This window comes from Sphingomonas sp. CCH5-D11 (assembly GCF_001557395.1).
In the GTDB taxonomy this organism is placed as follows: domain Bacteria; phylum Pseudomonadota; class Alphaproteobacteria; order Sphingomonadales; family Sphingomonadaceae; genus Sphingomonas.
Genome location: NZ_LSKH01000192.1, coordinates 1 through 6,004 on the forward strand (window position 1 = coordinate 1; position 6,004 = coordinate 6,004).

5 protein-coding genes and 1 pseudogene are annotated in these 6,004 nt (G+C 67.4%); all 6 read left to right on the forward strand.

Annotation, left to right across the window (positions count from 1 at the left end):
* Positions 1-201 (forward strand): annotated as a pseudogene (locus AX702_RS22560) (outer membrane beta-barrel protein); the annotation flags it as partial.
* 14 nt (positions 202-215) lie between these two features.
* A complete protein-coding gene (locus AX702_RS12005; RefSeq protein WP_093065031.1) occupies positions 216-1,013 on the forward strand; it encodes an SLBB domain-containing protein in 798 nt (265 codons plus the stop codon).
* Positions 1,014-2,384, forward strand: coding sequence for an ATP-binding protein (locus AX702_RS12010; protein WP_066779874.1), 1,371 nt, complete (start codon positions 1,014-1,016; stop codon positions 2,382-2,384).
* Between the two features lie 9 nt (positions 2,385-2,393).
* Positions 2,394-3,761 carry a hypothetical protein gene (locus AX702_RS12015; RefSeq protein WP_082746230.1) on the forward strand — a complete coding sequence of 456 codons (1,368 nt, stop codon included), beginning with the start codon at positions 2,394-2,396 and terminating at the stop codon, positions 3,759-3,761.
* Positions 3,758-4,459, forward strand: a complete 702-nt coding sequence (locus tag AX702_RS12020; protein ID WP_156455465.1) for a tyrosine-protein kinase family protein — start codon at positions 3,758-3,760, stop codon at positions 4,457-4,459. Before AX702_RS12015 ends, AX702_RS12020 begins: the two co-directional genes overlap by 4 nt.
* Before the next feature lie 23 nt (positions 4,460-4,482).
* The coding region (locus AX702_RS12025; RefSeq protein WP_066779879.1) for a glycosyltransferase at positions 4,483-6,004 on the forward strand (1,522 nt) is incomplete at its 3' end.

The following is a 6,004-nucleotide window of genomic DNA, read 5'->3' on the forward strand; positions in this document are numbered from 1 at the left end:
TTCCGTGGCCAGCTGATCGTGGACACGCCGTTCCCGCGGGAGCGCGACACCACGTACAGCGTGTTCGCCGGCTATTCGGTGGACGTGACCAGACGCCTGCGCGCCGCATTGTCCGTCCGCCATGAAGAGCGTGATGCGCCGCTCAGCTACTACCGCTTCGTATCAACGTCGGGGGCGGCATCGCTGTCCCTTCGCTTCTGACTGGAGAAGTCGTGATGCCTCTCCCTTTCGCGCTCCTGCTCCTGCTGCTGCCGGGCGAGCCGCAGCAACTCGCCAATGCCGGCGCACCGGCGCCTGCCCCCGTCTCGGCGGTGGCGGATGCCGCTTATCGGCTGGGGGTGAATGACGAGCTGCAGATCTCCGTCTTCGGCACTCATCCGATCGACGTGAAGACGCGGGTCAAGGAAGACGGCAGCGTCACCGTGCCGATGCTGGGCGACGTGCCGGCCAGCGGGCAGACCACGCGGGAATTCGCCGACACGATCGCGAGCCGGCTTCGTGCGGGCAAGCTGTACACCAACCCCGTGGTGAACGTGGAGGTGGTGAACTTCGTCAGCAACGCGGTTACCGTTTTCGGCAGCCTGAACACGCCGGGCATCTACCCGCTGGACCGGCCGCTGACCGTGGCGATGGCGCTGGCGCGGGCCGGCGGGACGCGCGGCGACGCCGCCGATTATGTGATCATCAAGCGTGCCGGTCGCCCGGACCAGCGCGTGCGCACCGACGATCCGGCGGGCGTCGGGCTCGCGCAGCCGCTGGTCGCGGGGGACACGCTGTTCGTGCCGCCGGCCCCGGTCATCTTCGTCTACGGCCAGGTCAACAAGCCCGGCCGCATCGCCCTGCGATCCGACATGACGGTGATGCAGGCGCTGGCAGAGGCGGGTGGGCCGACCCTCGCGGGGTCGCGCAAGCGGGTGACGCTGACCCGCGGCGCCACCTCGCAAGATCGCGTGCCGCTGGACGCCAAGGCGCAGCCGGGCGACGTTTTCTACGTCAACGAGAAGCTGTTCTGAATGGCACTCGATCTCCCCCAGACCTCCGGCACCTGGTCGCGACTGGTTCACTGGCTGCGCCGGATGATGGTTGCGCTGAACGGGCACCAGCCTGCCCGCCCGGCCATTCCCCAGTCACAGCCGGGCGTGTCGGCAGCAAAGGGATCGCAAGTGCCGCGCAGCGAGGCGCCGATCGCCGCGCCGCGGCCGATCCGAACCGCGCGCGAACTGGCCGGTCTCGCCGATCCGCGCCGGCAGGCCGTCAACGCCAGCTTCAACAGCACGCAGCCGATCGCCAGCCGCCGCGACCTTTATGGCCGCACCCATATGCTGGAGGCGCTGTTCGAAGCGGTGGTCGACCGGCACCAGCATGCGCTGATCTATGGCGCCCGGGGCTCCGGCAAGACGTCACTTGTGCGGGTCTTCGCCGACTATGCCGACCAGCAGAATATGACCATCATCTACACCGCCTGCGAGCCGCACCAGAGCTTCGGCGCGCTAATGGCCCTGTACCTGAGCGACGTGCCCGAGGGGTCCATCGCGCAGCGCAACCTGGCGACTTTCCGCCAGCGCGCCCGCACGATCGGGCCGGAGAGCGGCGTGCGCGAGGTGGTGGAAGCCTTGTCGCTCATCAGCCGCGGGCGAACAGTGCTGATCCTCGACGAATATGATCGGGTGAGCGATCCCGACGTGCGCGCCGAAACGGCGGCGCTGCTGAAGATGCTGTCGGATGCCAGCATCCCGGTGCAGATCATGCTGGTCGGGATCGCGCGGGATCTGCGCCACCTCGTCACCGATCACCCCTCGCTGCGGCGTCACCTGTCCGCCTTTCCGCTGGGCCGGATCGACGCCCAGTCGGTGCGCGAGATGATCCAGAACGGCGGGCAGAAGATCGGCATTACATTTGACGACGACAGCCAACAGCTGATCCTCGATCTCGCCTGCGGCTCACCCTATCACGCGCGGCTGTTCTGCGCCCATGCGGTGCTGCGGACGCTGCGGGAGGGAACGGAACAGGTGTCGGGGGCCGCTGCGCTCGCCGGAATCGTCACTGCGGCGGAGGACTGGTCCCGCCTGAGCGCCGAGGATGCGGACCTGTTCCGCGATCTCGTCACCGGCCCGCCGGGACAACTGCCCGCGCTCGCGGCCCTCGCGCGGCTTGCCGCGGTCGAGGACGTCGTCAGCCATTCCCGCCTGCAGCAGTTGATCGGCGAGGAGGCCGCACCGGCGATCGCACGGTTCGGCCCCGCGCTGGTGCCGGACGGATCGGGCTGTCACGTCTTCAGGGACAGCGTTGCCCCGCAATTCTTTCTTGGTCTGCTGGCGACCCATGCAGCGCAATCGGACGCCGCGCCGGACCCTTACGTCACTCCCACATCCGCATCGAGATGAGGCGCCTCCATGCCCTTTCCTGATCTTCTACGCGGCATCGTACAGCGCTGGCGTTTGATGCTCGCCATTATCGGCGGTACAGGCTTGCTGGCCGCCATCTGGATCGCCCTGACGCCGAGATCCTATGTCGCCTCGGCCAGTCTGCTGATCGATTCCAGAGTTCCCGATCCGGTGGACTCATCGAACAATCAGCCGTCGAAAGCCGCCTCGGCGCTGGCGACAGAGGCAAAGATCGTCGCAAGCGCGCCCATCGCGGCGCGCGTCGCGGAGATGATCGGCCAGCTCAAGGATCCTGTCGTCCGGGAAAGCTGGATGGAGGAGACCGGCGGCGTCCAGAGCCTGCGGGGATGGGTGGCGAAGCGGCTCCTGGGCGGGCTGGAGGTCGTCACCAATCCGACCGACAATCTGCTGGTCATCAAATACACGTCGTCCAATTCCGCGAAGGCGGCGCAAATCGCCAATGCCTTCGCCACCGCCTATGCGGCTGAGCGGCTGGCGATGAGCACGGACCCTGCCCGAACTTACGCCTCCTGGTTCGAGAAGAGGATCGGCGAGGCCCGGCACAAGCTGGAGGCAAGCCAGACCGCTCTGTCGAACTTCCAGCGTGACCGGGGCATCATCTCGACCGGCTCGATCGATGCGGAGAGCAATCGTCTCGGCGAACTGTCGTCGCAATTGTCGACGGCCGAGGCGCAGGCCGCCGATGCGCGGGCGCGCGCCTCCGTCGGCGGCGCCAACCTGGCCGAAGTGCAGCAAAGCGCGGTGATCCAGGGGCTGCGCGCGCAGATCGCCACCAAATCCGCGCAGATCCAGCAGATGAGCGGCGAATTGGGCGCGAACCACCCCAATATGCGTGCCGCCAGTGCCGAACTGGGCGAGTTGCGTGCCAAGCTCGCCAGCGAGACGGGCCAGACCTCAAGCGCGCTTGGCGCCGCGCAGGCGGCCTCGAATTCGCGCGAGGCGCAGATCCGCCAGCTGCTGGCCCAGCAGCGTGCACGCATGCTCGCGTTGTCCGAAGACCGCAGCACGCTGGAGGTGCTGGAAAGCGACGCGGCGTCGGCGCGGCGCGAATATGATACGGTGATGCAGCAGCTTGCCTCCATGCGGCTGCGCAGCACCCTGCCCGCCACCAATGTGCGCGAGCTCGATCGCGCCGAACCGCCGATGCTGCCGAGCAGCCCCAATATCGCGATCCGCTTTCTGCTGTCGTTGATCTTCGGCGTGCTGCTTGCCGTTGGTGTGGCGGCGGCACTCGAATTTCGTCGGCCCAGGGTGCGGAGCGTGGGCGCGCTCCGCGCGCTCAGCGGCGCGCCGGTGGTCGGCGTGGTCCGCATCGGTCACACTCCACCCGCGCTACCGGGAGCGACGACGGCATGAGACTTCGGACCCTGGAGCCAAGCTATCGATCCGCGGGGCCGTTGCCGCCCGAGGCCGAGAGCGAAGCGCAAGCCCCTTCATGGGGCGAGATGGATCAGCAATCGGCCGGCGCGGCTGAACCTGCCGACGCGCTGGCGCAGGCGACGCGAAACCTGCGTACGATGATCGCGACCGCCCGGCTGAACGATGGGCGGGCGCCAAAGGCGATCGTGCTGCTGAGCGCGGAAGCGGAGCCGGAGACGGCACTTACCGCATTTAACCTGGCGGTCGCGAGCGCGCGGTCGGGCTGGCGAACCCTGCTGGTGGATACCAGCAACGGACAGGCCGTGCAGCCGCGCCTGTTCCGTATCGAAACGGGCGCAGCCATCGCGCCGCTGAGGGACGTGGCGGATCTTGGCGCCTTTATTCAGCAAACGGCGGTACCGGACCTCTTCCTGCTGTCGGTGGGGGGGACGGACCCTTCGAACACCGGCGGCGCCGTCGATCCGCATCGCTTTCTCCAGCCGCTGATCGACGATTTCGATCTGCTGCTGATCGACGCGAGCCATACCAGTGCCGATTGCCCGCTGTCCGAAGCTGCGGAGGCCGCCATCGTGGTGCTGCGGCAGGATCACTCAACCGTCAGCTGTGTCGGCGAGGTGATCGGGCGGCTGCGCATGCAGGGCACGCCATTGCTGGGAACGTTTCTCGTCGCCTGACGCGCCTTCCAAGGAGACGCAAGATGCGCATCGTTCATGTCGTGCGACAATTTTCCCCAGGCGTCGGCGGGTTGGAAAACTACGTTCAGTGCCTGGTGCGCGAGCAGCGCCGAGAGGGGCACGAGCCATCGGTGATCACGCTCAACCGGCTGTTCGATGCGCCCGACGTAATGCTGCCCGCGCATGAAGTGATCGACGGGGTTGACGTGCACCGCGTCGGCTATCGCGGCAGCAAGCGATATCCGCTGGCCCCCGGCGTGCTGCGTCACGTGCGCGACGCCGATCTGATCCACGTCCATGCCGTGGACTTCTTCGCCGACTTTCTGGCGCATGCCGGCTTCATCCACCGCAAGCCCATGGTGCTGAGCACGCATGGCGGCTTTTTCCACACGCCCAACGCGCGCGCGCTGAAGCAATGGTATTTTCGGCACGTCACCCGCCATGCGCTGAAAGGCTATGGCGCGGTGATCGCGTGCAGCCATGCCGATGCCGCATTGTTCGAACCGGTTTGCGGCGATCGCCTGGTCACCGTGGAAAATGGCGTAGAGGTGGACCGCTTCGCGGATGTGGCGGCACCCGGGGCCAAGACCATCATCTCCTTTGGGCGGCTAGCCCCCAACAAGCGGCCCGATCGCCTGTTGCGCTGGTTTGCGCAGCTGGCGGGGGTCGATGGCGACTGGCGGCTGTTGTTCGCTGGGCGGCCGATGGGGGTTGAGCCCGACGCGCTCCGCACGCTGGCGCAGGAACTGGGCGTCGGCGACCGGACGGAAATCCATGTCAGCCCCAGCGACGCTGAACTGCGCGGGCTGATCGCACGGGCAGGCCTCTTCGCGTCCAGCTCGGAATTCGAAGGCTTCGGTCTCGCCGCGGTGGAGGCGGCGGCTGCGGGGCTGTATCCGATCCTCAGCGACATTCCGGCGCATCGCCGGACGCGTGACCGGCTGGACTTCGGCGATCTGATCGACTTCGAGGACCCGGCGAGCGCCGCCGCCTTTGCCCGGCGCCATGCCGCCGGTGCGTTGCGCCTGCCGCCGCCCGAGGAGCGCGCGGCAACGCTTGCCACCTTTACCTGGCCCTATACCGCCGCGTGCATCGACTCGGTGTACAAGGAGCTGCTGGGGCAGGAACGGCGCTGGATCGGCGGCATTGCCGTGCAGGCGATGGACGAGCCGACCGCGATCGCGCAGCTCGAGACGATCGTTGACCGGCATCAGCCGACCATGGTGTCGTTCTGCAACGCCCATACCGTCACCTCCGCGCGCGACGACAATTCCCTGGTCTCGGCCATGTCGCAGGCGCTGGTGCTGAACGATGGCGTCGGCCTCGATATCGCCAGCCGGATCCTCTACGGCAGCCGCTTCCCGGCCAATCTGAACGGCACGGATCTGTTGCCGTCCTTTCTGGCTCATGCCGAGCACAAACTGCGCGTCTATCTGGTGGGCAGCGCGCCAGGGATCGCGGCGCGCGCCGGCAATGTCCTGATGCGGCGCTATCCGAACATCGAAGTGGTCGGCAGCGTGCACGGCTTTTTCGGACGGGAAGACG